Origin of the sequence: Pandoraea iniqua, assembly GCF_902459685.1 — a bacterium.
Taxonomy (GTDB): Bacteria; Pseudomonadota; Gammaproteobacteria; order Burkholderiales; family Burkholderiaceae; genus Pandoraea; species Pandoraea iniqua.
Map to the genome: position 1 here is coordinate 825,585 of NZ_CABPSF010000001.1, position 24,441 is coordinate 850,025.

A 24,441-nucleotide genomic window follows, 5' to 3' on the forward strand; every position below is an offset into this window, starting at 1 on the left:
TTTCATGGCATCAGTCAACAAAGTCATCCTGGTCGGCAATCTGGGCGCCGATCCCGAAGTCCGCTACCTGCCTAGCGGCGATGCTGTAGCGAACATTCGTCTTGCGACGACCGACCGCTATAAGGACAAGCAGTCTGGCGAATTCAAGGAGATGACCGAATGGCATCGCGTGTCGTTCTTCGGCCGTCTGGCGGAAATCGTCAATGAGTACCTGAAGAAGGGCTCGTCGGTGTACATCGAGGGCAAGATCCGCACGCGCAAGTACCAAGCGCAGGACGGCACGGACCGTTACAGCACGGATATCGTGGCTGACCAGATGCAAATGCTGGGTGGCCGTGGTGGCGAGGGTGGCGGCGGTGGCGGTGGCTATTCGCGTGGCGGTGGTGACGAAGGCGGCGGCGGTGGCGGCGGTTACTCGCGCGGCGGCGGTGCAGGTGGTGGCGGTGGCGGCGGTGCTCGCCAACAAGCCCCGGCCAAGCAGTCGGGCGGCTTCGACGACATGGACGACGATATCCCGTTCTAAAGCTTCCCCACGTAGTACGCTTGAACAAAACCCCGATGGCTTTAAGCCCTCGGGGTTTTTTGTTATCTGCGCTCAGTTCACGGGCTTTATGAGGCGGCACCCCGATCTGGGACCTTATGCGGTGTCGTCGACACCCATGTCCGCCGAGCCGCCCACACCATCCACACCCCCCGAACGCCGAAGCTCGCGCAGGAACGAGGGCTCATCGCCGCGGCCGTGAGGCACAAACGTGTTCGACGCGAAAAGCCAGATTTCGAGACGTGCTGCGCTATCGGGCTCGCCCACGATACCGAGGGTTCCCGCGCGTAGTTCGGTCTCGATCATGCCTTCGGGCAGCCACGCGACGCCTTCCCCGAGCAGGGCCTCCACCTTGAGGGCTTCGACGAGCGCACTCTCGTAGCGCAACGCCAGCGGGAAGCGCGTTTCCAGTTCTGCATGCAACGCTGCCGTCACTTTTCCCAGAAACGAGTCGCTCGAATAGGCCAGCAATGGCAAGGCGTCCCCGTCTTTCGGCGGCAGGGGATAACGCGGCGCACCGTCGGCCGTCAGAGCCGACACTGGCACGAGGGTCGTTTGTCCGACCTGCATCCCCCGCAGCGACGACTTTGCTAGCAGGTTGGGAATGCGCGGATGGCAGTAACACAGCGCGAATTGGCAAGCGCCGCTCAGCAGCAAATCCACGCACTCGTCGAGATCGGCGGCCACCACCGACGCGCGTTGAGCGGCGTCGTGTCTCTGCTCGCGCCACCAGTTGGGAAAGAAGTAGATCGCGAGCGAGTGCGGCATCGCGAACTTGAGCGTGCCACCTGCGGCCTCGCGCGATGCGATGGCTTCGCGGCGGCTCCGGTACAGGTCAGCGACGATCTGTTCGGCCAGCGGCAGGAATGCCGCACCTGCACTCGTCAGCATGACGGGATACGACGTGCGGTCGATGAGCGGCACGCCGTACCACAACTCCAGCGCCTTGATCCGGCGGCTCAAGGCCGATTGCGTCATGTGCCGCGCCACGCAGGCCTGCGAAAAATTTCGCAGTCGCGCGACCGCGAGAAAGTCCTCGAGCAGTCTCAACTCCATTGGGGTGCCTCAGGCGTTCCATTCGAATTCCCCGAGATTTGCCGCGCGCCCCGGTGATTGTCAACTGGAAATTTTCGACTCGCTGGCGCACGCGAAAAACTATTCCGGTCTCGCATAGTTGGCGTTCGATTCGTCATTGGAATCTCATTTTTTCGCTGCTTAGAATCGTTTGCATCAACACGTATGCAGAGGAAGCAATGAGCGAAACACATGCCGCACGAACGTGGGTCGTCGGCGTTATCGGGGGCATGGGTCCGATGGCGACCGCCGATCTTCTCGCGAAGATTACGTTGGCGACGCCGGTCGACACCGAGCAGGATCACCTGCGCGTGCTGGTGGATTCCAACCCGAAGATTCCCGACAGAAACCGCGCCATTCTGGGCAATGGCGAGTCTCCCGCGATGGCACTGGCCGAGACCGCACGGGGTTTGCAGCGCAGTGGCGCCGACTTTCTCGTGATGGCGTGCAACACGGCGCACGCCTTTGCCGGTGCGATCCGTGCAGCGATCTCGATTCCGTTCGTGAGCATGATCGACGAAGCGTGCGACGCCTGCGTCCGAACGCAACCGAATGCCGTGCGCGTGGGGTTGCTCGCCGCCCCCGGTTGCCTGAGCGCAGGCATCTATCAGCGCGCGCTCACACGGCGCGGCCGGCAGGCGGTGGTTCTGCCGGACCCCTTGCTGGCGGAATTCGCTGCGCTGCTTTACCGGATCAAGACAGCCGGCCCCTCGGACGACGCACGCATCGGCATGAAGACGCTCGCCGACGCGTTGGTCGCCGCGGGTGCCGACGTGCTCATCGCCGCCTGCACGGAAGTGCCGCTCGTGCTGCACGCGGGCGATACCGGCCGTCCGCTGATCGATGCCACCGAGAACCTCGCACAACGTTGCGTGCAATACGCGCGCGGCAACGAACTCTTTCCCGCCACCTACTGATTCATCACCAGAGAATCGCTATGCACCTCTCCAAATTTCCCCGCGTCCGTCTGGGCCATCTGAACACGCCGCTTGAACCGATGTCGCGCCTGAGCGAACACCTCGGCGGTCCGCGTCTGTACATCAAACGCGACGATTGCACCGGGCTGGCCACGGGCGGCAACAAGACCCGCAAGCTGGAATTCCTGATGGCCGATGCCCTCGTCAAAGGAGCCGACACGGTCATCACGCAAGGCGCCACGCAGTCGAATCACGCGCGCCAGACGGCCGCGGCGGCTGCCCGCCTCGGCATGCGCTGCATCATCCTGCTGGAAGACCGCACGGGCAATGAGGCGCACGACTATCGCAACTCCGGCAACGTATTCCTCGACCGGCTGTTCGGCGCACCGACGCGCACCTATGCCGGCGGCACCGACATGAACGCCGCGATGACCGCCGTTGCCGAAGAGGTGCGTGCGCAAGGTGGTGTGCCGTACATCATTCCGGGCGGCGGTTCGAACAGCATCGGCGCGCTCGGCTACGTCAACTGCGCGCTGGAGATCGTCGCGCAGGCCAATGAGCAGCAGATCCGTATCGATCGCGTCGTGCACGCCACCGGCAGCGCCGGCACGCAGGCCGGGCTCGTCGCCGGCTTTGAAGGCATGCGCAGCGGGATCGACGTTCTGGGTATCGGCGTGCGCGCCCCGCGCGAGGTGCAGGAAAGCAATGTTCACAAGCTGGCGTGCGAAACGGCGGAATTGCTCGGCATGGGCGACGCCGTGAGGCGTGAGCGCGTGATGGCCAACTGCGACTACGTGGGCGCCGGTTATGGCCTGCCGACCCCGGGCATGGTCGAAGCCGTCTCGCTCGCCGCGCGAACCGAGGGCCTGCTGTTCGATCCGGTGTACTCCGGCAAGGGCATGGCGGGGCTGATCGACTTGATTCGCAAGGGGCACTTCGGCGCGGACGAAACGATCGTGTTCGTTCACACCGGTGGCAGTGCGGCGCTGTTCGGCTACATGGACACCTTCGACACGGTCCTCTCGCCGTCGTCCGACACACGACAGCGCTGATCCCGCTTGCCGCGCCGCCGCGCGCATCCGGGGCAGCGATTTTCCGGGGTGGCGCGCGGCGCGCGGAGAGCGCGCCGGTACTTCCCACATCACACAAAGACGAAACGCAATGCGCCGGGGCGCTGGCCCAAGGTGCCGGGACGCGTGCGCCTGTCGCATTTGCCTGCGCCTCGTCGAGGAGACTGGAATGAAATTCAACCGACTGGGGCTGATGATCCTTACCGGCATGATCGCCGGGGTCATTGCCGGTCAATGCGTCCATCAGTTCGCATCGGGGCCGGAGGCTATCAAGAACGCGGCGAGCTACTTCTCGCTGATGACGGAGATCTTTCTTCGCCTGATCAAGATGATCATTGCGCCGCTTGTTTTCAGCGGCATCGTCGTCGGTCTGGCAGGCATGGGCGACGCACGCGCCGTCGGGCGGGTGGGGCTCAAGGCACTCACGTGGTTCTTCTGCGCCTCGGTCATCTCGCTGACGCTTGGGCTGGTGCTGAGCAACGTGTTTCAGATCGGCCATTCGATGCATGTGGGCGTGCCTGCCGCGAACACAGCCACGGGGTTGAACACCTCGGCGTTCAATATTCATTCCTTCGTGGCGCATATCGTGCCCGCGAGTATTTTTCAGGCGATGGCACAGAACGAAGTGCTGCCGATTCTCGTGTTCTCGGTGTTCTTCGGCACGGCGATCGGCGCACTGCGGGGGAAGCTGGCCGGGCAGGTGGTTCAGGGCATCGAGGAGCTGTTTGCCATCATGCTCAAGATCACCGGCTATGTGATGTATGTCGCGCCGCTGGGGGTGTTCTCCGCCATCGCGGCGGTGGTCGCAGTGCAGGGGCTTGGCGTGTTGCTGATTTACGCCAAGTTCATCGGCGCGATCTATTTCGGCATGTTGCTGCTGTGGGGGCTCATTCTGACGGCGGGCTATTGCTTCATCGGCAAGTCGGTGTTCTCGCTGCTCAAACTGATACGTGAGCCGATGATCATTGCCTTTAGCACGGCCAGCGGCGAAGCGGCGTATGCCAAGACGATCGAGCAGCTCACACGGTTTGGTGTCAGCCCGCGCATCAGTTCTTTCATCTTGCCGCTGGCGTACTCGTTCAATCTCGATGGTTCGATGATGTTTCAGGCGTTCGCATCGATCTTTATCGCGCAGGTCTACAACATCCCGTTGTCGTGGGAGCAACAATTCTCGATGCTCTTCGTGATGATGCTCACGAGCAAGGGCATTGCCGGCGTGCCGCGCGCCGCAATGGTGGTTATTGCCGCGACGCTGCCGCTGTTCGGATTGCCTGTCGAGGGAATGGTGCTGCTGCTGGCGATCGATCAGTTTGCCGACATGGGGCGCACGATGACCAACGTGGTGGGCAATGCGGTTGCGACGGCGGTGATTGCCAAGTGGGAGGGGGCGCTGCGGCCGTGGACCGGCAAGGCGTGGTCGCTGGATGCCGCGCTGGGGCTTCACCCGCAGGACGACGGGACACCCTTCGTGGAGACACAGGGTGAGCTTTCTATCGGTGCGGAGCGCGCGGCCTGAGTCATTCGATCCGTTCGATCCGTAAGAGCCATCAGGGCGCGTCAGCCTGCACTGCGCGCCCTGATCGGCTTACGTCTGACCGAGCGACAACCGATAGATATCTGCCGGCGCGAGAATGGCCGCCGGGACACCGCGCCGCACGACATTGAGCATGGCGTCGCCCATCACGCGGGTGGTCAACACACTCGACGGCGAGAAACTGCGCACCAGCGCCAACACCGGTTTGAGCACGAGATACAGCCATCGATAGCTGGTGGTGCGCGACTGGATGCCATCTTCAGGAACGATGGCAGCCGGGCGGAAAATCGCGACACGGCCGAAGGGCAGACGCTGCAACGCGTTTTCCGTTTGCCCTCGCACACGCGCCCACATCGTCTTGCCGCGCTCGCTGCTGTCGGCCCCGGCGCCGGACACATACACCATCGCCATGCCCGGGCTGCGGGCGACCAATTGCTGGGCGATGTGCAGCGTCAGGTCGTACGTCACGACGCGATAGTCCGCTTCCGACATCCGGAACGACGTGACGCCGATGCAGAAGAAGCACGCATCGACGTTCGCAAACACGGCGTCGCTCGCGTCGAAGGTCTTCAGATCGGGCACCACGACGACCTTGATGCGCGGGTCGTCGTAGCCCCGCAGCGCCTGCCTGCCGACGACGATGATCTCGGTGACGTCCGAGGCCTTCAGGCAGGCGAGCAACGCGCCTTGACCCACCATGCCACTCGCGCCGAACAGGACAATTCGCATGACGTTACTCCGTAGGCCACACCGGGGCTGCCGCGTCGAAATCGGCGGCCAGCGTGACGGGTTTCCAGGTTTGCATCGACGCGTGACGCGCCTGCTCTTCGGCTTCAATCACCTGCCACGCATCGGAGCCCAGCACCAGACGCGCCGGCAGGTGCTTGCGCGCGGCGAGTTGCGCAATCAGTGTCGCGATGCGCTGCGGGTCACCGACTTCGTGCCCGACATAAGCGTCGATCAGCGCCTTGAACTCACCCATCGACGGTTGGTAATCCGCCGGCAGATCGTGCAACGTTTCGCGTGCCTCGTGGCCCCAGCCGGTTCGCATCCCGCCGGGTTCCAGCGTGCAGAGCCGAATGCCGAACGGGGCGACTTCTTTGCCCACCACATCGCTGAACCCGCCGACGGCCCACTTGGCTGCCTGATAGGCCGCGAGCCCCGGGGTACTGATACGGCCACCCGCCGACGATACTTGAAAAATGCTGCCGCCGCCGTGGCTTCGCATGACGGGAATCGCCGCGCGCGTGAGATTCACGACACCGAAGAAGTTGGTTTCGATCTGCGCACGAAAATCGTCGTCAGCGGTGTACTCGAACGGTTCGATATGCCCGTATCCCGCATTATTGACGAGCACATCGAGCCGCCCGAAACGGCGTACCGCTTCTGCCACCGCATCGCTTGCCTGCGCGCCGTTCGTCACGTCGAGAGAGAACGTCGCGAGATTGTCGCCGTGCACGCTGTATTGCGCCTTCAAATCGGCAAGCTGCGCCGGATTTCGCGCCGTCGCCAATACCTTGCCACCCGCTTCAAGCGCCGCTTCGAGGATCGAACGACCCAACCCGCGCGCTGCACCGGTAATTAACCAGACTTTGGGCATGATAGTGATCCCTTCCAGATTTACTGCGGATTGAAACCGGTCTTGCCGGCGAACATAACGGATTCAGCGAGTGCCTTCTGAGCTTGCAGCGCGGCGAGACTGCGCGTGTAGCTCGCTTCAAGCACGGCGTACGCGTCGCCACCCAGCACGGTACGCAACGGCGGTGTTGCCATCTGGCTGACGTCGTAAATGGCGGCCGCCATTTTTTCCGGATTGCCCGATGCCTGCTCGTCGCCGACTTCCTTGATTTGCTCGCGCAGCTTGCCGACGACGCTGTTCTGATAATCGGGCAGGGCGTCGGTCCAACGGATGTTCGCAACGAAATCGGTCTTGATGGAGCCGGGTTCGATGATGACCGTCTTGATGCCGAACTCGGCGACTTCCTGACTCACGGATTCGGCGAAGCCTTCGAGGCCGAATTTCGCGGCGTGATACATCGAGCCGCTCGGGAACGAGGCGCGGCCGCCGACACTGGTGACGTAGATCAGCGTGCCGCGCTGCTTGGCGCGCAACGCGGGAAGGAAGGCGCGGGTCACGTGAATCGGCGCGATCAGATTCAACGTGAGCTGATGGTCGATATCCGACTGACTCATCTCTTCCATTGCACCGATGACGGCGCCGCCCGCATTGTTCACCAGCACATCGATGTCGGTGTGACGCGCGGCGACGGCCTTCACTTGTGCAACGTCGGTGACGTCGAGCGCTTCGACGCTCAGCAGATCGGGATACTTTGCGGCCAGCGATTGCATGGCGTCGGGGCGCCGCACAGCGGCCACAACGCGGTGGCCTTTTGCGAGCACGGCTTGCGTGAGCGCGAGACCCAAGCCACCCGAGGCGCCGGTGATGAACCATTGTTGTTGAGACATGGTGTAAGACTCCTTGATATAAATGCGTGCGTAGGCACTCAATTAAAAGACAAAACTATGAAAGCACAACTGCCTGAAACGAACTGACTTAGCTGAAACGACTTGGACGACCTGCTGAAACTAACGGCTTACGACGTGATGGCACGCCACAACATGCGCAATCCCAACTGCCGGTACTGCGTGCCCGCTTCGGGCTGCTGATTCACGTGCTCGATGGTGGTATCGGCAATGTGCTCGATCACCGACGAGAGAAACGAAATCGGCGCATCGACCAGCAGGCCTTCCCGTACGCCGTCTTCCATCATTTGCGAGACCGCAAGAAACGGTTCCATGCCTTGAAGCCGGGTCGCTTGCAGAATCACGCCCGAGGCCGACAGCCGTGCAACGGCGTACCGTCCGGCCGGGTTGGCGAGGCCCCAACTGACATAGCGGTCGAATACATGCGCCATGCGCTGCTGGTAGTCCGCCGCGTGGGGGTAATCCGGCATCAGGGCCCGCGCGAGATCCTGCTTGAGTTGCAGATACAGCTCCCGGAACAGGACTTCCTTGCTCTCGAAATAGGTGAACAACGTGCCTTCGGCGACACCTGCACCCTTCGCAATCGCCGACGTGGTCGCCATGACGCCGTGTTCAGCCACGGCGAGCGTTGCCGACTGGAGCAGGGCGTTACGTTTCTCGGGGCTTAACGGGCGAGCCATGGCAATTGCGTTAAATAGAGTGAGTGCGCGCTCAATTATACGTAACTTGCGGTGAAATGCAAATCCTTCGCCCAGAACCCTCATACCCCCGTGGCATCGACGAAACGCGAGCCTCCGCGACAAAACGCGACAAAAGCCGACGGCGCGTCAATTGTCTTGCCCGGGGCGTGGGCATAACCTCTCGGCGTCGATGAGGAAAGGCCTTGAATTGGATGGAATGACGATGGCGAAGATTAGCGTACGCGTGGGGTTGGGTCTTCTTGCCGCGATCGTTGCGGTGATATCGCAACAGGCAAGCGCGCTGGAGATGTCGGCCGCACGCGGCGGGCAGATTCTCGCGTCGAACGAGGCCGCCATCCGGGCAGGTGGCGTCGCCGCGTCGCGCTGGCAGCCATCGGTGACCGACACGTGGCAGTGGCAACTCCGGGGGAAGATCAACACCACCTACAACGTGGACGTCTACGACATCGACCTGTTCGATACCGATGCGGCCGTCATCGCCCAACTCAAGCGCGATGGCCGCAAGGTCGTTTGCTACTTTTCGGCGGGCAGCTCTGAAAACTGGCGCACCGATTTCAGTCAATTCAAAGCGTGGGAGATGGGCCGGGCGATGCGCGGCTGGGCTGGCGAGAACTGGCTCGATGTGAGATCCGACAACGTCCGTTCGATCATGAAGCAACGCCTCGACCGCGCCGTGGCAAAAGGCTGCGATGGCGTAGAGCCGGACAACGTCGACGGCTACGCCAACGACACCGGTTTTCCGCTCACCGCGCAGGATCAACTCGCCTTCAATGGCTTTCTCTCGCGCGAAGCGCATGCGCGCAATCTGGCCATCGGTCTGAAGAACGACGTCAATCAGTTGGCGGCGCTCGAACCGCTGTTCGACTTCGCGGTGAACGAGGAGTGTCACGAGCAGAACGAGTGTCGCGGCTATCGTGCCTTCACTGTAAAGAACAAGCCGGTGTTGAACGCGGAATATCGCGCGAGCTATCGCACCGAGGCGGGGCGCCGCGAGTTGTGTGCTGCGGCGCTCGCAGCGAATCTGCGCACGCTGGTGCTACCGCGTGAGCTGGACGACAGCTTCCGATTCAGCTGCGATTGAGCGCGGCACGCCGGCGCGGTAATGCGCCGAAAGTTATGTCGAGAATCTTCGTCGACAAACAAAAATAATTCTCATCAGGACTCCACACTATCTGGACATCGGGCTACGTAACATTTGCGATGACATTACCTCGCAGTCGCGTCAGCGCCAAACCCGATGAAGATTCTCTACACCAACTTCCACGTCGGCAGCGGCGGCGGGCAGGATACTTACATTCGTGACCTCGCCGTTGCCATGAGCCGGAGCCATCAGGTGACGGTCGCGTCGCCGCCCGGCAGTCATCTGGCGACAAAATTCAAGGATGCCCCCGGCGTCGAGACGGTCGAGATTCACTTCAAGCTGCGCTGGCGCATGTGGCTGCGCGAAACCCTGAAACTGCGAAAGCTCATCGAAGCCGGGCAGTTCGACATCATCCACGTGAACGGATCGGCCGATCACCGGCAAGTCATGCTGGCGCTGGTCGGCTTGCGCAACCGGCCCGAAGTCGTCTTCACGAAGCACAACACTTACGGCGCCCACTCGCTGGGCAACTGGTTTCGCGCGAAGTTTGCCACCCGTCTGACGATTGCCGTCAGCGACCACGTGCGCGAGATGCTCGAGCGTAAATCGCCCTACAAGAACGTGGTCGTCATCAAGCACGGCGTGCGTGCCGTCGGTCACGAGGCCTTGAACTGGGACGAGATCCGCACGCGCCGAACCGCATGGCTCGGCGTGGATTCATCCGACGCCATCATCCTTGGCAGCGCTGCAGGTACCGGTGAATCGAAGGGATGGGCCGATCTGGTGGCGGCGCTGATGCTGCTGCCCGTCGATCTTCGCAGCCGCTTCCGCATTTGGCTGGCGGGCACCGATCCGAGTGCTGCGCAGCGTGCCATGGTGTCGCGCTGCGGGCTGGACGAGCAAATCGTATTTACCGGCTCACTCGACAGCGTGCAGGACTTGCTGGCCGTGACCGACGTGTCGTTCGTCCTGTCGTATTACGAGAGCCTGTCGTACGCCTGCCGCGAGGCCATGGCGATGGGCTGCCCGATGCTCGTGACGAACGTGGGTGGCTTGCCGGAGAACGTCTCGAACGGTGTGGATGGCTGGATCGTCCCGCCGCGCAACGCCGGCGCCATCGCGCAGGTACTTCGCGACATCGTGGCCGACCCTGGGCGCGTGCGTTTGATGGGCCACATGGCCGCCATGAAGGCGCGCTCGGAGTTCTGCTTCGAGAGCTTTGTCGCGGCCACGCAAGGGGTGTACATGGATGCGCTGTCCGTCCAGCTCATTGCGTCGAAGCAATTGGCCTGAGGTCGCGGCGTGTCAGTTCCGATCCTGATGTACCACCAGATCCGGCCGCTGCCGGCACCGGCCGACCCGTTGCGGGGTCTCAGTGTCGACCCCGGCATGTTCCGCCGTCAGATGACGTTGCTCAAGCGGCTCGGCTATCAAGGGCTGAGCATGCGCGAGTTGCAGCAGCACATGAATGGTGCGAGCGACGCGAGGGGTGCGAGGGGGGAGCCCCGTCGCCGTGTATTCGGCATCACGTTCGACGACGGATTCAGCAACGTGCTGACCAACGCCATGCCCGTACTGAATGAACTCGGCTTCACGGCAACGTGCTACTTCGTCGCCGGCCGTCTGGGCGGCGAGAACGATTGGGACGCCCATCTCGCGACCGAGCGCACGCGGCTGATGTACCGGAAAGAGCTGCTCACGTGGATGCGGCACGGTCATGAAGTGGGTTCGCACACGCTGGATCACGTGTCGCTGCCGGATGTGTCTTTGCAGGAGGCCGCGCAGCAGATCGTTGCGGCCAAGCGCCAGTTGGAAGATATCTGTAACGCGCGCGTGGAATCGTTTTGCTATCCCTACGGCAATGTGAATCGTCAGGTGCGCGATCTGGTGGAAAGGGCGGGCTACGGCAACGCCACCACCACGCGGCGCGGACGGGCAGCACCGGACGACGATCCGTTCATGCTCGCCCGCATTGGCGTGGCTGGCGGCGTAGGGCCGTACCGGCTGCTCTACAAGTGCCTGACCAGCTAACGATCCAGCAGGCCCGCGAGCAGCGGGAGGGAATTCACAGGATATCTGACGTTTCATCGACCCTTCGGTGGAAGGGGAACAAGGTAACCTTGCGGTTTTCAGGAAACCTTGTCATCGATGAGCCGTCACAGCACACCTTCCCGACACGATAGCGGCAGGATCGGTCGTATCGGCGCCGGTTGGCTGGCCGCCATCGTTATGGCCGCCGTCTCGCTCGCCTTGCCCCGTGTGGCCGAGGCCAAAGCCTGCCGCGCCGAAGGCGGTGACGCGCGCCGCCCGTCGATCGGTCTTGTGCTGTCGGGCGGCGGCGCCAGAGGCTATGCCCATCTCGGCGTGCTGGAGGTGCTCGAACAGAATCACATCCCGGTCGACTGCATCGCGGCGGCCAGCATGGGTGCGGTCGTCGGCGGGCTGTATGCAAGCGGTCTGGACACGAAGGACATGCGCCGCCGGCTCGAGAACGTGAATCTGGCCGACGTGGCATTCGACGTCGTGGACCGCAGCGACCTGCCGCAGTCCTTGCGCGAAGACGAGCGTTACTACGTCGACAGCTTCTCGCTGGGCTACGGCAACAACGGTTTTCAGTTGCCTGCGGGGCTGGTGCACGGCAATCGTCTGCAAGCCTTGCTTCAGGAGTGGACGCCGACCATCACGGGCAAGGTCACGTTCGACAGCCTGCCCATCCCGTTTCGGGCGATCGCCACCGACCTGCGCACCGGCCAGATGGTGGTGCTCGACCATGGGTCGCTGCCGCAGGCCATTCGCGCGAGCATGGCGCTGCCGGGGCTGTTCTCGCCGACCGACGTCGATGGCCGCACGCTGATCGACGGGGGCATTACCAGCAATCTGCCAATCGAAACCGTGCGGGAAATGGGCGCGGATATCGTGATTGCCGTCGATATCGGTTCGCCGCTGCGCCCGCTCGACGCGCTGTCGTCACCGGCGGACGTGATGCAGCAGATGATCGGCATTCTGATTCGCCAGAACGTCGCCCGCCAGCGAGACCAGTTGCACAACGGCGACGTGCTGATTCAACCGGATCTGGGCCGGCTCACCTTCACCGATTTTCAGGATGCCGCCCGCGCCATCGACGCGGGCGAAGCCGCCACACGTGCCGCGCTACCGCAATTGAAGCAACTCGCCTTGTCACCGGCAGACTATGCCGCGTGGCGGGGGCGTCACGAAACGCCTGCCCCACAGACCGTACGCATTGCAAAGATCGAAATTCAGTCGCGCGGGGTCGTGCCGCCGTCGAAGATCCGGGCGGTGATTCATGTGAAGGAGGGCGATATCTACGACCCGGCCCGTATCAACAAGGACCTGCAAGCGTTGACCAACGAGGACGACTTCGAGACGGTGACGCAGCAGATCGTCGATGAGAACGGCGAGCACAAGCTGGTCATCACCGCGCAGGAAAAGCGCTGGGGGCCGAACTTCCTGCTGTTCGGTTTGGGACTCTCGGCGACGACCAAAGAGGAGGGCAACTTCCGGATGCACGTTGGCTACCGCCGCCCGTGGCTGACCGACACCGGCCTTGAAGCGCGCGTGGACGCGACGCTGGGCAGCGATCAGGCCGATCTGCACATGGAGCTTCGGCAGCCGCTCGCCAATGCGTGGGGGCCGTACATTGCACCGTATGTCGATCTGCAACGCCGGCATGCGAACGTCTACGACGAATCGGGCGATATCAAGCTCACGCGATACCGCCTGACCACCGAGCGCGCTGGCGTCGATTTCGGTTTCCCGCTGTCGCATTTTGGTGACTTCCGCCTCGGTATTGCCTATGCCCACGGCAGCGCTTCACCCCAGTACAACCTGCCCATCGAGGACGACGGGTCACCGCGCCAACTGCTGTTCCCGGATATCTACGGCCGGCAACTGAGTGCGCGCGCGCGGCTGGTGATCGATCAACTGGACGATCCGCAATTCGTTCGCAAGGGCTACTTCGTTGAGTTGCGTGCGGAGCGCTCGTTGTTCGCTGGCGACGACAGCTACACCGAGGTGTACGGCAAGACGCTGGTGGCGGCGAGTTATGGACGGCACAGCGTCAATGCCAGTGTGGAGGCGGGCAACAACTTTGGCGGGGTGAACCCGACCAATCCGTTCGGCTTCACGTTGGGCGGGTTCCAGCATCTGTCGGCCTACGCGGCCGATCAGTTGGCGGGTAATTCGATGTTCTACAGTCAGGTGACGTACATGAATCAGCTCGCGACATTCTCGGCGTCGCCGATTCGGCGGCTGTTCGTGGGGCTGAGTCTGGAAGCGGGCAACGTGTGGGGTGGCGATGCGAGCTTCGGCAGCGGCACGCTGCGCAGAAGCATCACGGCGTTCACGGCGCTGACGACGTCGTTCGGTCCGATCTACCTCGGGGTCGCGTTCGCGCCGGGCGGGCGTAACAACTTCTACTTCCAGTTGGGGCGGACGTATTGAGCGAGTCCGGTGCGACGGACACGGCGCTGTTGCAAACTCGGGTCATCATTGAGCGTTCATGACGTCAGCGTTCGTGGCGTCGCAGGTTGGCAGGTTATTCGCGTGGGTGGAATGCGCGGCTGACATCGGGAAATCGACAGTTTATGGAAACGGGTACTTCATCGACGCACTCGACTCGGGTGGGCGCTGCGTTCGAGGTTCTTGGCGTGTTTCTCCGGCTGGGGCTGACGTCTTTCGGCGGCCCCATCGCGCATCTGGGGTACTTCCGTCGCGAGTTCGTCGAGCGCAGGCGCTGGCTCGACGACGAGACTTTTACCGACTTGCTCGGGCTGTGTCAGTTCCTGCCGGGGCCGGCGAGCAGCCAACTGGGATTTTCGATCGGCTTGCTGCGAGCCGGTTGGCTTGGGGGGCTCGCGGCGTGGCTCGGCTTCACGTTGCCCTCTGTTCTGCTGCTGCTTGCGTTCGCTGCCGTGGCTCCCGACCTTGGCGGTCCGGCCGGTAGCGGGTTGATTCATGGACTGAAGCTAGTTGCCGTCGCTGTGGTTGCGCAAGCCGTTTGGGATATGGCGAGGCGGCTATGCCCGGATCGTCGCCGTGCTGCCGTCGCACTTATCACCGTGGTAGTGCTCAGCGTGCTGACGACCGTTTATGCGCAACTCATCGTTATCGTACTGGGTGCAGTGCTGGGACTCGTGTTCTGCAAGACGGCGTCATCTTCAGATTTGCATGGACCGTTGGTGCGGCCCCACGTGTTTGGTGTTTCACGCGCGGTAGGCGTCGTGGCATTGATCTGCTTCTGTGCCCTGTTGTTCGGGCTCCCGGCGTTAGCGGGGTCCGATGCCGGGCGGTCATTCAAGGTATTCGACGCCTTTTACCGATCAGGGGCGTTAGTGTTTGGCGGCGGGCACGTGGTGCTGCCGCTGTTGCAACAACAAACCGTCGCGACGGGCTGGATCTCGCCCAACGATTTTCTGGCAGGCTATGGTGCCGCTCAGGCCGTTCCCGGCCCGTTGTTTTCGTTCGCGGCGTTTCTTGGCTGGATGCTGGCCGGCGCGCCTTCGCACTGGACCGGCGCACTGCTGGCCACCGTCGGTATCTTCCTGCCCGGCTTGCTGCTGGTTCTCGCAGCACTCCCTTACTGGCAATTGCTGCGCGGCCGCCCATCGATGACGGCACTTCTTGCCGGCGTGAATGCGGCGGTTGTCGGGTTACTGGCGAGCGCGTTGTATTCCCCGGTCTGGACCAGTGCAGTGCATTCGACACTCGACTTTGCCATCGCCGTTATCGGCTTTTTCCTTCTCACGCGCTGGAAGTTTCCGCCACTGGCCGTCGTTGCGTTTTGCGCACTCGCCGGTATCGCCCAAGCGACGTTGCACTGACGCGGGCGAAGGGTTTCAATCGTCGTGAATCGACCGGATTACCCGAGCCGGATTGCCGCCGACGAGCGAATTCGCTGGAACATCCTTGGTGACCACCGCGCCAGCTGCAACAACGGCGTTTTCGCCGATGGTCACACCACCGACGACGATGGCGCCGGTGGCGATCCATACGCCTCTGCCGATCACGATGGGCTTGCCGATCGTGGTCGAGCGGCGCTGCGCGGGATCGAGCGGGTGGCTCGTCGTGATGAGGCTCACGTTCGGGCCGATCATCACGTCGTCGCCGATGTCGAGGCCACCGAGATCGTGGAACGTGCAGTTTTGATTGACGAAGACATTGCGCCCGACACGGGTTTCGTTGCCCCCCGCCGTGTAGAACGGGGGGATCAACAGAAAGTTGTCGTCGACGTCGCGGCCGATGAGTTCGCTGAACAACGCGCGCACCTGATCCGCGTCATCGAACGTCAGGCGGTTGAGCTTGGCGGTGATCGCCATGGCGCGCCTGACGTTTGCCACCATGGCGGCGGACTCCGCCGTTTTGGCATGGATGATTCTGGTGCGGTCGTCTGCGGGCATTCGTCAAATTCCTCGGAAAAGCGGCTTGCGATGGGTCTTGGCTTTAGCCTTAGCTTTGCGGTGCCTGAATCATTTTCCAGCCATTACCGGCCGGGTCACGAAAGCCTGCATCGACGCTGCCATAGCGTTCCACCGGTTCCTGCGTGAACTCGACGCCGCTGGCCTTGAGCCGGGTGTAGCTCTCGCGGCAGTCCGACACATGCAGGACGAGCGGCGGCATGGCACCCTTGGCGACCATTGCCCGCAGCGTCTGGGCTGTCGCTTCGTCATGGATGGGCGGCCCGGGGGTGAATAAGCCGAGCTGGAACGAGGGCTGGTCCGGATGCTGGACGGTGAGCCAGCGGTAAGCGCCGTTGCGCACGTCCGTGTGCACGCGAAAGCCGAGTTTCCCGACGTAGAACGCCAGCGCCTCGTCCTGATCGTCGACGTACAAGCCCACCACACTGATGCCTTGGTTCATGAGACCTCCTTGGTTGATGGGCCGACTGTACCGTCGGCAATTTGGCGGCGCTTCTCCAAAACTGCGATGTTGAGATCGGGACGCTGAGCGGCTTTCAGGACGCACGCGGGGACGCGCTCCAGTGGCGGCATATTGGCCTGCGCCTGCTTGCGCATGGCGCCCGGGCTCATGCCCGTGATATCGCGAAAGATCCGGCCAAACGTGCCGAGGCTTTCCCAGCCGGTCGCGTAGGCGATGTCGGTGATGCTGAGTTCGGTGTCGCGCAGCAGGGTATTGGCTTGCTCGATGCGCCGCGTCAGCAGGTAGCGATGCGGCGGAAGGCCGAAGGCAAGTTTGAAGGCACGGGCGAAATGGGCTTTAGACGCGCCACTGACCGCCGCCAATCGCTCGACCGGCCACGCCTCGTGCGACGCGGCATCCATGCGGTCTTTGGCCCGCAGCAGACGGCGCAGGAGCGCGGGGTCTTGCTGGGCTTGCGGTGCCGGCGAAGGCTCGCCATCGCCCGGTGGTTCGGAGGCGTCAGTCGAGCGGGAGCGGTCGATTTTGCGAGGGGCCATGTGATCTACGGGCGCAGAGAGTGTTGGCGTAGTTTAGTCGCAACGGACGTACCGGCCTTGCCGCGCACGTGAGCGGCATTCTCACACTCTCGCCCGGCAGACGGTCAATAGTGCTGTGGCATACTCTCGGCCAACTGAAGTCCTCTAAAAATCAAAAGCAAAATGGATCAAGAAGCACGCTGCATTATCGGGGTCGATCTTGGCACGACTAACAGTCTCGTTGCGGTTTGGCGCGATGGCCGCGCCGAACTCATCCCCAACGCATTGGGGAGTGTGCTTACACCGTCGTGTGTGAGTCTGTTAGATGATCAAAGCATCGTCGTCGGCGCCGCGGCGCGTGACCGGCTGGAGTCGCATCCGAGCGTCACCGCGTCAGTTTTCAAGCGCTATATGGGCACGTCGCGCACCACGCCGCTTGGCGCGCGCACATTCCGTCCGGAAGAATTGTCGGCCTTCGTGCTGAAGTCGCTGAAGGCGGATGCCGAGGCGTTCCTCGGTCACCCGGTCACTGAGGCGGTGATTACCGTGCCCGCTTACTTCAACGACGCGCAACGCAAGGCCACCCGTGCGGCGGCCGAACTTGCCGGGTTGCAAGTGGCGGGGCTGCTCAATGAACCGACGGCCGCCGCGTTGGCGTACGGTTTGCACGAGAAGAACGAGACGAGTTTTCTGGTATTCGATCTTGGCGGCGGCACATTCGACGTATCGGTGCTGGAGTTGTTCGACGGCGTGATGGAAGTGCGCGCCACGGCGGGCGACAACCTGCTCGGGGGCGAAGATTTTGTCGATGCACTGCTGTTCGCGTTCGGCGATGCCAGCGGACTGATTAACGATCTGAACGCTGCGCGACCCGCGCGTTACGAAAAGTCGCTGGAGATGTGGCCCGAGGCGTTGCTTACCGCATTGCGTCCGCAGGCCGAGCGGGTCAAACGCGGCCTGACGGACAACGCCAGTGTGCCCATGCAGTGCGAGTGGCAAGGCACGGCGTATCAATGGACTGTGACGCAGGAAGCTTTCGCGGAGTCGTGCGAATACCTGCTTGCACGCCTGCGGGGCCCGGTGGAGACCGCCCTGCGCGATGCCCGCATTCGCCCGTCGGCGCTGGCCGCGATCGTGTTGGCCGGTGGCGCGACACGCATGCCGATGGTGCGCCGGCTGGTCAGCCTGATGTTCGGCCGCTTTCCGAATGTCGACCTCGATCCGGACACCGTCGTCGCGCTGGGCGCGGCGGTTCAGGGCGGGCTCAAGGCAAGAGACGCAGCACTCTCCGAAATCGTGATGACAGACGTCGCGCCCTACTCGATGGGGATCGACAGTGCCATTGAAGTCCAGCCCGGGCAGTTCTCGTATGGTCATTACATTCCCCTGATCGAGCGCAATACGACCGTGCCGGTGAGCTACGCGAAGACGATGGCGCCGTTGCGCGACGGTCAGCGCGAAATTGAATTGCGCGTGTTTCAGGGCGAATCGCGGCACGTGGATCACAACATTCTGCTCGGTAAGATCCGTGTCCCGTTGCCGAGGCAGTCGACACGTGTGAATGGTCAGGTCGAAGTGCGCTTCACTTACGACGTCAACGGCATTCTGGAAGTTGAGGTCAAGCTACTCGCTACAGGCGAGACCCATCGCCTTGTGATCGAAGAGAACCCCGGCGTGCTGAGCGCCGACGAGATTCGCGAACGGCTGGCCGCGCTCTCGCGCATCAAGGTGCATCCGCGCGATCAGGCGGAGAATCAGGCGCTGATTTCGCGCGGTGAGCGGCTGTATCTACAGGCGCGCGGCGATATGCGTGCGGCCATCGACAATGCGCTGACGCAGTTTCAGTCGACGCTCGAGACGCAGGACGAGGCGCGCATTCGTGAGCTTCGCCCGCAGATCGCCGGCTTCCTCGACCGTATCGATCACGACGTGTGGCAATAGCCCGGCATTGCTGATGTGTCGCGCCGGCAATGAGGCGCGGCGCGTGACCATTCGACGCTCATCAACGACATGAATCATCCAATCGCTTTCTCCGAGTGGTGGCGGGTCTTGCAGATCGCGCAGACGACCGACGCCGCGCAGATTCGACGTGCCTATGCCGTGCGGCTGAAACAAGTGCGTCCGGAGGACGACGCGGAAGGCTTTCAGCGCCTGCGTGCCTGTTATGAATCCGCTTTGGCGTGGGCGCGTGCTCAAGCGCCGATTGAGGACGAACCACCCGTTGCAGCGCACGTGGAACATACGGTCTCCGGCGAAAGTGTCGGCAATGCCGCTCACGCCGAACGCACGGAACGCTCGGAAGATGCTTCCAGCGCAGGCAACAGCGATGCCGCCGACATCGTCCAGCAGGCCTTCACGGCTTTTCAAGAATGGCTGCGCAGCCTGCCTGACGACGTATGGCAATACAACCGTGACACGATCGGCGATTTGGCCTCGGGCAACGATCTGCGTGTGATCGACTCGCTGGCACGGATGAAGTTATCGCCGGCGTTTGTTCAACTGGAATTCGCCGACGCATTTGAATATCACGCCATGTGCTTCACGGCGCACCCGAACAGCGCGCCGGCCATTCGCATGGTGCTTGCCGACGATTACCGGTGGGCGGATGACTTCCGCTCCGCCAGCCGCTTCGGTGCCGATCTGGCCAATGAGGCGCTGTGGCGTACGTCTGCCGACAACGAGTTTGCGCGGTTCGTCAAAGGCCGTAACCGCTCGCCGGCGACGGCACAACTGCTCGACGGCAAGCGGCCCGGGCCCGTCTGGAGGCCCATCGATAACGGCATTCTCACGGACATGCGCAAAGTGCTGACTCGTCTGGATAGCGAGCTGCGTGTGCTGCGAGACATGGCGTTCGAGCCCGAGTTGCTGGATGCGTGGCGTGCGGCAGTGTTCCGTCCGCGTGTGACGCAAGCCGCGGTTGCGTACATCGTTGCGATCGTGATTGCGCTCGCGACGTTCGGCGGCATTCGTCTGGCGACCGATACCGGCAACCCCCTGATCGAGTACCTGCGGGCGCACGAAGGCTTGGGGTTCGTTATCGTTGTCGGGGGGTGTCTGTTGACGGCCACCGTTCTGGTGGCGCTCGTCATAGGCGCGACGTATCTGTTGGGCCTGCGCGTCCAGCAGGGTGTCCGGAAGGTCACCGAGGTCTGGACGGCTGGCTTCGGACGCCGGCCGTGGGTGGTCTACGGATGGTACGGGCTGGCAACATTCACGGGTGTGCTGTCGATCATCGGAGGGAGTACGATTTCGACGCTCCTCACCGTGCTTTCTTACATTGGCGCGATCTGGGCAGTCCTTGTGTCCGCGTCGCTGATCGTGCGCAAACCGATTGATATCGTGTGGGTGATGGCTTTCTACGTGTCCGCGACGACGGCCTTCTGGGCTGGTCTTGTGGGACAGGTCGGGTCATCCGACATCGTGAACTGCATGACGATTGCCTTCGGTGCGATTCGGCTATTTCCCGTCGTTCAGGACTGGCTGCGTGAAAAACACCCGAATGCCATTGTGTGGGCGCTGTTGGCCACTCTCGCTGTGGGCTGCATCGGTCTCGATGCCGGCTACATGATGGGATGGTCAATGCCCACGTGGCTTATGGTCGGCTTCTGGCTCTGGTGCGTCGTCGTCAATGTGCAAGCCAGTATCTTCTTTGTCGGCTACGTGTCGCATTGGCTGGTGGTCTACTTGCTCTGGATATTCCCCGTGACGATCATCGCGGTGGTGACGAAAACACTGCCCCCGTACTACGCCGCAGTCTTCGGCGTGTTGATTTTAGCGACGACGACATTGGTGCTCGAACTCTGGCGCCGATGGATGGCGAGCCCGCTTCCGCACCGGACGCCGACGCGTTGATCGATCTGTACAACGTCAGCGCGGCATCGGTGCAGCATCAGTGCGACGACACATAAGCGGCACCGGCGAACGGGACGGGGATAGCAAAGCTTTCACGCATGCGCCTCGACTCGGCCGCCGGTGTCAGGCCGAATAGCCGCTTGAACTCGCGGCTGAATTGCGACGCGCTCGTGTAACCCACGGCGTGGCTCGCCACTTCAGCGCTCATGCCCTGACGCACCATCAGCAATCTCGCCTGATGCAGACGTGTCGACTTCACGTACTGCATCGGCGACACCTGCGTAATCGCCTTGAAGTGGCTATGAAAGCTCGGCACGCTCATGCCCGCGGCGTCGGCCAGTTGTGTCACGTCGAGCGGTTCGGCATATCCGGCGTGAATGCGCTGTAGCGATCGGCCGATCTTGCCGAACTGTCCGCGCATCGCCAGCGCCTCTCGCATCGCACCGCCTTGCGCGCCCGTCAGCACCCGGAAATAGATTTCACGCAACAGACCCGGGCCCAATATCGCGGCGTCAAGCGGTCGCGACATGGCCTCGAGAAAGCGCAGCACCGACGCTTGCATGGCGTCGTCCATCGGCGTCGACATCATGCTCTGCGGTGCATCGACGTGAGCCGTCATGCCCTCGCGTTCAATCTGCGCCATCAACTCGGCCGCCAACGCAAAATCAAGATGCAGATACAGCGCGAGCAGCGGCCGCTCGGGTGTTGCGTCGGTTTCCATGGTGAAAGGCACGGGCACCGAGACGGCGAGATAGTGGTGCTCGTCGTACACGTACAACTGATCGCCGAAATACCCGCGCTTTCGCCCCTGACACACGATCACGATGCCGGGGTCGTACAGCACCGGCGTGCGCGATAGCGCGCGATCTGAGCGCAGGATGCGAACGCTTGGCAGCGCGGTCAGGTTGTAGCCCTCTGAGGGGGCCAACGTGCGCAGCAAGGCAACCGTGTGGGCTCGCGTGGACGGCGCCGTTTCCGGAGGCCGCCGGTCGGCAATGCTTTTGATCATAGTTTTAGGCAAGAATATTAGCGAAATCCGGCTTAATCGCCTCTGGCGTCGAGACTAGTATGCATTCTCCATGCAACGTTTGAGAGAGGCAACCATGGCATCGAACAAGATTTTGCTTATCACCGGCGTCAGCAGCGGCTTTGGCCGCGCGCTCGCACAAGAGGCACTGTCGGCCGGACATACCGTGGTGGGGACCGTGAGAAGCGAGGAGGCGAAGCGTGATTTCGAATCGCTCTCGCCGTCGGCCGCCGGGCGGGTACTGGACGTCACCGACTTCGACCGTATCGACGACGTCGTGTCGGAGATCGAGGCGAGTGTGGGGCCGGTCGACGTGCTGGTGAACAACGCGGGCTATGGCCACGAAGGCGTTCTGGAAGAGTCGCCGCTGTCGGAAATGCGCCGTCAGTTCGACGTGAATGTCTTCGGCGCGGTAGCCATGATGAAAGCGGTACTGCCCTTCATGCGCGCGCGCCGACGGGGCCACATTCTGAACATCACGTCGATGGGTGGCTACATCACGATGCCGGGCATCGCCTATTACTGCGGCAGCAAATTCGCGCTGGAAGGGATTTCGGAAAGCCTCGGCAAAGAGGTCAAGGCCTTCGGCATCGCGGTGACGGCGGTGGCGCCCGGCTCATTCCGGACCGATTGGGCAGGGCGCTCGATGACGCGCACGCCGCGCTCGATTGCCGACTACGACGAAGTGTTCAATCCGGTGCGCGCGGCGCGGGAAGAGAAGAACGGCAAACAACTCGGCGATCCCGTGAAAGCGGCGCGCGCGATGCTGGCTGCGATCGCAGCAGAACATCCTCCGGCGCATCTGCTGCTCGGCAGCGACGCCCTCAAACTCGTGCGGGACAAATTGTCCGCCATGAGAGCAGAGCTCGACGCGTGGGAGTCACTGACGGTGTCGACCGACGGTTGATGGCGACGCCGGTGCGTCTGAGTCGTCGGTCAGATCAGCGGAACGCCGCCTTCAGAAATGCCGCCACGTCAGCCGGCGACTCTGCCTGTCCTTGGGGATCGCCGCCCATCGTGACGCCGCGCGTCAGACAGCGTTTCGACTCCGCTGTGGCGGCAGCGCCCGTCAGGGACTGGCCGTCGTGAGTCATCGTGAACGAGCGACGGTCGAGATCATAAACACCGCGGCATTCTCGCCCGCTTGTCGCCAACGGTACCGAGCGAATCGATGTCGGCCGGTCGAACGCGTGATAGGCGTTCGGATATTCCTTGACGACCACCTGCGCGCCCTTCGCGCGCAGCGTGTCCGCGTAAGCCACGCAGGGGGCGGCTGGCGTGTAGTTGTCCTTGCCGCCGACCAGCATCATCACGGGGGCGCCATCGAGCCGCGCCGATGCGTAAGAAATGCCGCAGGAAGGATAGAACGCCACATGGGCGGCAAAACGCAGATCGTTATCCGCCGCAATCTGTTGAAACGGCGCGAGCGCGGAATAGAGCGATGCGAACCCGCCCCGCGAAAATCCCATCACGGCGATTCGATGCTTATCAATGCGCGGGTCGGTTGCCAGCAAGCGCAGGGCTGCATAAGCATCGGCAATATCGGCCGCCATCGAAAGCTGTGTCTGATCCTTCTCGGTGTTTCGGATGCCGCGTCCAGTGAAGCTGTCCACGATGAAGCTGGCATACCCCAACGCATTCATTCGTGCGGCCCACACGCGTTCCCCGGGATTCACGCCGCTGCTGCCATGCAGGATGATCACTGCGGGAACGACCGGCGGCGCGTTCTCCGGCAGCGTCAGCGTGCCTTCAATGATGGCTTTGCTGTTACCGGTGTAGTTCGCGAGAAAATCGCCGGTACTGCGGGGCGTCACCGACGCGAAGGCGATGACGCCGCTGCGCCCGTCGGCCAGCGATGCCGTGACAGCCGAGTTGCCGGTGCCCGTCGATGCGCACGCCACCAGCACACTGGCGGCGAGCGCCGAGAGAAGGCGCCCGGCGGCGAAACGAATCATCCCTCGGCCTTCGCAAAGCGACTCTGCACGGCGACGAGCGGGTCGTCCGTTGTCGCGACCAGCCAAAGGTTCGCCTGCTCCACGATGAGGCGATTGTGATCTTTCAACGGACCCATCGCGGCCGCCGCTTTCCAGACCACGGGGGCGGTTTTGCTCTTGCGTCCCGATGCTGCACCCACGAGCAGGCAGTGAGGGCCGAGTGGCAGCGATACGAACGGCAGGCCCGGGCTGATGGCCAGACGCCAGTCGATGAATGGCGCGTCACCGATGAGCAACGACGCGGGCAAGCCGTAGAGCACCGTGAAGTCGTATAACGCCAGTTGCTCGCGCATGCCCGAGTAGCCGCGACGAATGTCTTCTACGATGGCCGCACGGATTTCATCGTCGAACATCGCCTCTCCCGAATACCGCACGAAGGCTTCGCGCGCGGTTTTTTGATAGGCGCTGAATAGTCCCAGCGAGAGGCAATCCGCAACGGCACGCTGCACTTCCGCGGCAGAGCCCGCGTCTTCCGGCTTTCCCAACTGTGCTGCTTTCAGAAACCTTGCAAGTCCCGCTTCCTGAATCGGCGGCCCTTCGACGGTGGCATCGTCGGCAACCGTCTTGTCGAGCGGCACGTAGATGTAGGCCTCGGAGGCGAAGTGCGACTTCTTGCCCTCGTCGAACTTGACTTCGCCATCGGTGCAATCGAGATAGCGGGTGCCGATTCGACCATGCTCCCAGACCCAATTCTTCAGGAAGGGACGTAACGGATGCAGCTTGTCGTGATCAGCCATTGAATTCTCCAAGTGCC

General features: G+C 62.6%; 23 protein-coding genes. 12 read left to right on the plus strand and 11 right to left on the minus strand.

All coding sequences use genetic code 11. The annotated features are described in order from the left end of the window. Positions 1–4: 4 nt before the first annotated feature. Positions 5–523, plus strand: coding sequence for a single-stranded DNA-binding protein (locus PIN31009_RS03655; RefSeq protein ID WP_150789318.1), 519 nt, complete (start codon positions 5–7; stop codon positions 521–523). A gap of 114 nt (positions 524–637) precedes the next feature. On the opposite strand, the gene PIN31009_RS03660 is transcribed toward PIN31009_RS03655, so the two are convergent. Next, on the minus strand, positions 638–1,597 hold the full coding sequence (locus tag PIN31009_RS03660; RefSeq protein WP_150789319.1) for a LysR family transcriptional regulator: 960 nt from the start codon (positions 1,595–1,597) through the stop codon (positions 638–640). Positions 1,598–1,794: 197 nt separating this feature from the next. Between PIN31009_RS03660 and cuyB the strand changes: the two genes are divergently transcribed. From cuyB to PIN31009_RS03675, 3 genes are all read left to right on the plus strand, one after another. Continuing rightward, positions 1,795–2,532, plus strand: coding sequence for a cysteate racemase (cuyB, locus tag PIN31009_RS03665; protein WP_150789320.1), 738 nt, complete (start codon positions 1,795–1,797; stop codon positions 2,530–2,532). A gap of 20 nt (positions 2,533–2,552) precedes the next feature. After that, positions 2,553–3,584: a D-cysteate sulfo-lyase gene (gene cuyA, locus PIN31009_RS03670; RefSeq protein WP_150683031.1), complete on the plus strand. Its 1,032-nt coding sequence runs from the start codon at positions 2,553–2,555 to the stop codon at positions 3,582–3,584. A gap of 187 nt (positions 3,585–3,771) precedes the next feature. Then, entirely contained in the window at positions 3,772–5,118 is a 1,347-nt protein-coding gene (locus PIN31009_RS03675; RefSeq protein WP_150789321.1) for a dicarboxylate/amino acid:cation symporter, read from the plus strand. A 69-nt stretch (positions 5,119–5,187) separates the two neighbouring features. On the opposite strand, the gene PIN31009_RS03680 is transcribed toward PIN31009_RS03675, so the two are convergent. The 4 genes from PIN31009_RS03680 to PIN31009_RS03695 form a co-directional block, all read right to left on the minus strand. Continuing rightward, positions 5,188–5,865 (minus strand): Rossmann-fold NAD(P)-binding domain-containing protein, encoded by a 678-nt coding sequence (locus PIN31009_RS03680; RefSeq protein WP_150789322.1) that lies wholly within the window; start codon positions 5,863–5,865, stop codon positions 5,188–5,190. Between the two features lie 4 nt (positions 5,866–5,869). After that, on the minus strand, positions 5,870–6,736 hold the full coding sequence (locus PIN31009_RS03685; protein ID WP_150789323.1) for an SDR family NAD(P)-dependent oxidoreductase: 867 nt from the start codon (positions 6,734–6,736) through the stop codon (positions 5,870–5,872). A gap of 20 nt (positions 6,737–6,756) precedes the next feature. Beyond that, positions 6,757–7,602 carry an SDR family NAD(P)-dependent oxidoreductase gene (locus PIN31009_RS03690; protein WP_150789324.1) on the minus strand — a complete coding sequence of 282 codons (846 nt, stop codon included), beginning with the start codon at positions 7,600–7,602 and terminating at the stop codon, positions 6,757–6,759. A gap of 128 nt (positions 7,603–7,730) precedes the next feature. Continuing rightward, positions 7,731–8,300 (minus strand): TetR/AcrR family transcriptional regulator, encoded by a 570-nt coding sequence (locus PIN31009_RS03695; protein WP_150789325.1) that lies wholly within the window; start codon positions 8,298–8,300, stop codon positions 7,731–7,733. A gap of 223 nt (positions 8,301–8,523) precedes the next feature. On the opposite strand from PIN31009_RS03695, the gene PIN31009_RS03700 reads away from it, so the two are divergent. The 5 genes from PIN31009_RS03700 to chrA all read left to right on the plus strand — a co-directional run bounded on the left by PIN31009_RS03700 (position 8,524) and on the right by chrA (position 15,242). Next, a complete protein-coding gene (locus PIN31009_RS03700; protein WP_150789326.1) occupies positions 8,524–9,402 on the plus strand; it encodes an endo alpha-1,4 polygalactosaminidase in 879 nt (292 codons plus the stop codon). 156 nt (positions 9,403–9,558) lie between these two features. Next, positions 9,559–10,695 (plus strand): glycosyltransferase family 4 protein, encoded by a 1,137-nt coding sequence (locus PIN31009_RS03705; protein ID WP_150789327.1) that lies wholly within the window; start codon positions 9,559–9,561, stop codon positions 10,693–10,695. Between the two features lie 27 nt (positions 10,696–10,722). Continuing rightward, positions 10,723–11,433 carry a polysaccharide deacetylase family protein gene (locus PIN31009_RS03710; RefSeq protein WP_150789633.1) on the plus strand — a complete coding sequence of 237 codons (711 nt, stop codon included), beginning with the start codon at positions 10,723–10,725 and terminating at the stop codon, positions 11,431–11,433. A gap of 117 nt (positions 11,434–11,550) precedes the next feature. Beyond that, positions 11,551–13,863 (plus strand): patatin-like phospholipase family protein, encoded by a 2,313-nt coding sequence (locus PIN31009_RS03715; RefSeq protein ID WP_150789328.1) that lies wholly within the window; start codon positions 11,551–11,553, stop codon positions 13,861–13,863. Positions 13,864–14,006: 143 nt separating this feature from the next. After that, positions 14,007–15,242 (plus strand): chromate efflux transporter, encoded by a 1,236-nt coding sequence (gene chrA, locus PIN31009_RS03720; protein WP_150789329.1) that lies wholly within the window; start codon positions 14,007–14,009, stop codon positions 15,240–15,242. Positions 15,243–15,257: 15 nt separating this feature from the next. On the opposite strand, the gene PIN31009_RS03725 is transcribed toward chrA, so the two are convergent. The 3 genes from PIN31009_RS03725 to PIN31009_RS03735 are packed head-to-tail and all read right to left on the minus strand — an operon-like array spanning position 15,258 to position 16,835. After that, positions 15,258–15,818: an LbetaH domain-containing protein gene (locus tag PIN31009_RS03725; protein ID WP_150789330.1), complete on the minus strand. Its 561-nt coding sequence runs from the start codon at positions 15,816–15,818 to the stop codon at positions 15,258–15,260. A 49-nt stretch (positions 15,819–15,867) separates the two neighbouring features. Continuing rightward, complete coding sequence (locus tag PIN31009_RS03730) at positions 15,868–16,278, minus strand: VOC family protein (RefSeq protein ID WP_150789331.1); 411 nt, start codon at positions 16,276–16,278, stop codon at positions 15,868–15,870. Next, positions 16,275–16,835 (minus strand): helix-turn-helix domain-containing protein, encoded by a 561-nt coding sequence (locus tag PIN31009_RS03735; RefSeq protein ID WP_150789332.1) that lies wholly within the window; start codon positions 16,833–16,835, stop codon positions 16,275–16,277. Before PIN31009_RS03735 ends, PIN31009_RS03730 begins: the two co-directional genes overlap by 4 nt. 162 nt (positions 16,836–16,997) lie before the next feature. On the opposite strand from PIN31009_RS03735, the gene PIN31009_RS03740 reads away from it, so the two are divergent. Both PIN31009_RS03740 and PIN31009_RS03745 read left to right on the plus strand, forming a co-directional pair. Beyond that, on the plus strand, positions 16,998–18,755 hold the full coding sequence (locus PIN31009_RS03740; protein ID WP_150789333.1) for a molecular chaperone HscC: 1,758 nt from the start codon (positions 16,998–17,000) through the stop codon (positions 18,753–18,755). Between the two features lie 69 nt (positions 18,756–18,824). After that, on the plus strand, positions 18,825–20,666 hold the full coding sequence (locus tag PIN31009_RS03745) for a hypothetical protein (RefSeq protein ID WP_150789334.1): 1,842 nt from the start codon (positions 18,825–18,827) through the stop codon (positions 20,664–20,666). Between the two features lie 37 nt (positions 20,667–20,703). On the opposite strand, the gene PIN31009_RS03750 is transcribed toward PIN31009_RS03745, so the two are convergent. Then, entirely contained in the window at positions 20,704–21,675 is a 972-nt protein-coding gene (locus tag PIN31009_RS03750) for an AraC family transcriptional regulator (protein WP_150789335.1), read from the minus strand. 94 nt (positions 21,676–21,769) lie between these two features. Here PIN31009_RS03750 and PIN31009_RS03755 point away from each other — a divergent pair, with 94 nt between their 5' ends. Next, positions 21,770–22,600 (plus strand): oxidoreductase, encoded by an 831-nt coding sequence (locus PIN31009_RS03755; RefSeq protein WP_150789336.1) that lies wholly within the window; start codon positions 21,770–21,772, stop codon positions 22,598–22,600. A 34-nt stretch (positions 22,601–22,634) separates the two neighbouring features. Here the strand turns inward: PIN31009_RS03755 and PIN31009_RS03760 are convergent, their stop codons facing one another. Together PIN31009_RS03760 and PIN31009_RS03765 are read right to left on the minus strand one after the other, a co-directional pair. Next, on the minus strand, positions 22,635–23,648 hold the full coding sequence (locus PIN31009_RS03760; RefSeq protein WP_150789337.1) for a dienelactone hydrolase family protein: 1,014 nt from the start codon (positions 23,646–23,648) through the stop codon (positions 22,635–22,637). Beyond that, positions 23,645–24,424 (minus strand): hypothetical protein, encoded by a 780-nt coding sequence (locus tag PIN31009_RS03765; protein WP_150789338.1) that lies wholly within the window; start codon positions 24,422–24,424, stop codon positions 23,645–23,647. Before PIN31009_RS03765 ends, PIN31009_RS03760 begins: the two co-directional genes overlap by 4 nt. Positions 24,425–24,441: the final 17 nt, after the last annotated feature.

Excerpts from the sequence above, each read along its gene's own strand:
- PIN31009_RS03705 (WP_150789327.1), top strand. The coding sequence starts at position 9,559 with ATGAAGATTCTCTACACCAACTTCCACGTCGGCAGCGGCGGCGGGCAG.
- PIN31009_RS03695 (WP_150789325.1), bottom strand. The coding sequence starts at position 8,300 with ATGGCTCGCCCGTTAAGCCCCGAGAAACGTAACGCCCTGCTCCAGTCG.
- PIN31009_RS03710 (WP_150789633.1), top strand. The coding sequence starts at position 10,723 with ATGTACCACCAGATCCGGCCGCTGCCGGCACCGGCCGACCCGTTGCGG.
- PIN31009_RS03735 (WP_150789332.1), bottom strand. The coding sequence starts at position 16,835 with ATGGCCCCTCGCAAAATCGACCGCTCCCGCTCGACTGACGCCTCCGAA.
- PIN31009_RS03655 (WP_150789318.1), top strand. The coding sequence starts at position 5 with ATGGCATCAGTCAACAAAGTCATCCTGGTCGGCAATCTGGGCGCCGAT.
- chrA (WP_150789329.1), top strand. The coding sequence starts at position 14,007 with ATGGAAACGGGTACTTCATCGACGCACTCGACTCGGGTGGGCGCTGCG.
- PIN31009_RS03740 (WP_150789333.1), top strand. The coding sequence starts at position 16,998 with ATGGATCAAGAAGCACGCTGCATTATCGGGGTCGATCTTGGCACGACT.
- cuyB (WP_150789320.1), top strand. The coding sequence starts at position 1,795 with ATGAGCGAAACACATGCCGCACGAACGTGGGTCGTCGGCGTTATCGGG.
- PIN31009_RS03755 (WP_150789336.1), top strand. The coding sequence starts at position 21,770 with ATGGCATCGAACAAGATTTTGCTTATCACCGGCGTCAGCAGCGGCTTT.
- PIN31009_RS03715 (WP_150789328.1), top strand. The coding sequence starts at position 11,551 with ATGAGCCGTCACAGCACACCTTCCCGACACGATAGCGGCAGGATCGGT.
- PIN31009_RS03675 (WP_150789321.1), top strand. The coding sequence starts at position 3,772 with ATGAAATTCAACCGACTGGGGCTGATGATCCTTACCGGCATGATCGCC.
- PIN31009_RS03660 (WP_150789319.1), bottom strand. The coding sequence starts at position 1,597 with ATGGAGTTGAGACTGCTCGAGGACTTTCTCGCGGTCGCGCGACTGCGA.
- PIN31009_RS03750 (WP_150789335.1), bottom strand. The coding sequence starts at position 21,675 with ATGATCAAAAGCATTGCCGACCGGCGGCCTCCGGAAACGGCGCCGTCC.
- PIN31009_RS03730 (WP_150789331.1), bottom strand. The coding sequence starts at position 16,278 with ATGAACCAAGGCATCAGTGTGGTGGGCTTGTACGTCGACGATCAGGAC.
- PIN31009_RS03700 (WP_150789326.1), top strand. The coding sequence starts at position 8,524 with ATGGCGAAGATTAGCGTACGCGTGGGGTTGGGTCTTCTTGCCGCGATC.
- PIN31009_RS03745 (WP_150789334.1), top strand. The coding sequence starts at position 18,825 with ATGAATCATCCAATCGCTTTCTCCGAGTGGTGGCGGGTCTTGCAGATC.
- PIN31009_RS03690 (WP_150789324.1), bottom strand. The coding sequence starts at position 7,602 with ATGTCTCAACAACAATGGTTCATCACCGGCGCCTCGGGTGGCTTGGGT.
- PIN31009_RS03765 (WP_150789338.1), bottom strand. The coding sequence starts at position 24,424 with ATGGCTGATCACGACAAGCTGCATCCGTTACGTCCCTTCCTGAAGAAT.
- PIN31009_RS03685 (WP_150789323.1), bottom strand. The coding sequence starts at position 6,736 with ATGCCCAAAGTCTGGTTAATTACCGGTGCAGCGCGCGGGTTGGGTCGT.
- cuyA (WP_150683031.1), top strand. The coding sequence starts at position 2,553 with ATGCACCTCTCCAAATTTCCCCGCGTCCGTCTGGGCCATCTGAACACG.
- PIN31009_RS03760 (WP_150789337.1), bottom strand. The coding sequence starts at position 23,648 with ATGATTCGTTTCGCCGCCGGGCGCCTTCTCTCGGCGCTCGCCGCCAGT.
- PIN31009_RS03680 (WP_150789322.1), bottom strand. The coding sequence starts at position 5,865 with ATGCGAATTGTCCTGTTCGGCGCGAGTGGCATGGTGGGTCAAGGCGCG.
- PIN31009_RS03725 (WP_150789330.1), bottom strand. The coding sequence starts at position 15,818 with ATGCCCGCAGACGACCGCACCAGAATCATCCATGCCAAAACGGCGGAG.